This window comes from Haladaptatus ordinarius, from assembly GCF_054177595.1.
Genome location: NZ_JBPEHH010000294.1, coordinates 1 through 699, shown reverse-complemented (window position 1 = coordinate 699; position 699 = coordinate 1). Strand labels below are relative to the sequence as shown.

Annotated in this window: 1 protein-coding gene; it reads right to left on the bottom strand. The window is 54.1% G+C overall.

Annotation, left to right across the window (positions count from 1 at the left end):
- Window positions 1-617 (bottom strand): IS630 family transposase (locus tag ACR3FF_RS27260; RefSeq protein WP_458191234.1); only part of this gene is annotated, 617 nt, incomplete at its 3' end.
- Window positions 618-699: the final 82 nt, after the last annotated feature.

The window sequence follows — 699 nt, the reverse complement described above, 5'->3', positions numbered from 1 at the left end:
TCGGATGTGAATCGCCAGTCAATGTCTGTTTCTTGGGCGTTCAGTGAATTTGTCCACGCGGCGACCTCCTGACGGAGTGTCGCCGCGTCAGGAATCCGTCGGTCAAGACACTGTTGCTGGAGCCGGTTGAACTCGATTTCGGCCATGTTGAGCCAGCTGCCATGGACTGGTGTGAAGTGAAATTCAAGCTTATCAAGGAGATGACGGGCTTCTGCTGGCTCGAAATACTCGTAGAACGCTGCTGGGTTGTGGGTGTTGAGGTTGTCGAGCACCACCCGGATGCAGTCAGCATCCGGGTAGTGCTCATCAACGAGGTGTTTCATGAACGTCACCCAGTCCTCTGTTGTCCGTCGATCTTTGACGGTGACAGTACGCCAGCCTTTGAGTGGTTCAGAGGCGAGAAAGAGGTTTTTCGTTTCCTGGGGCTTGTAGTGATAGTCTTCACGCGCGACCGTACCCGGCTCTGCCGGGTGCGGGTCGCGCACTTGTTTGATCAGTTGGAGTGGATGTTCATCGAAACAGACGAGAGGTCGGGCAGGGTCGTATGGTTCTCGATAGAGCGAGAGAACGTCTTCCATATAATAGACGAATTCAGTGCTTTGGCCAGGCGGAATCACCCATTGTTTGGATCGGTGAGGCTGGAGTTCGTTTTTTTGAGCGTTTGACGCACTGTTTCGTGGGAAACCGACTCGACGTCGG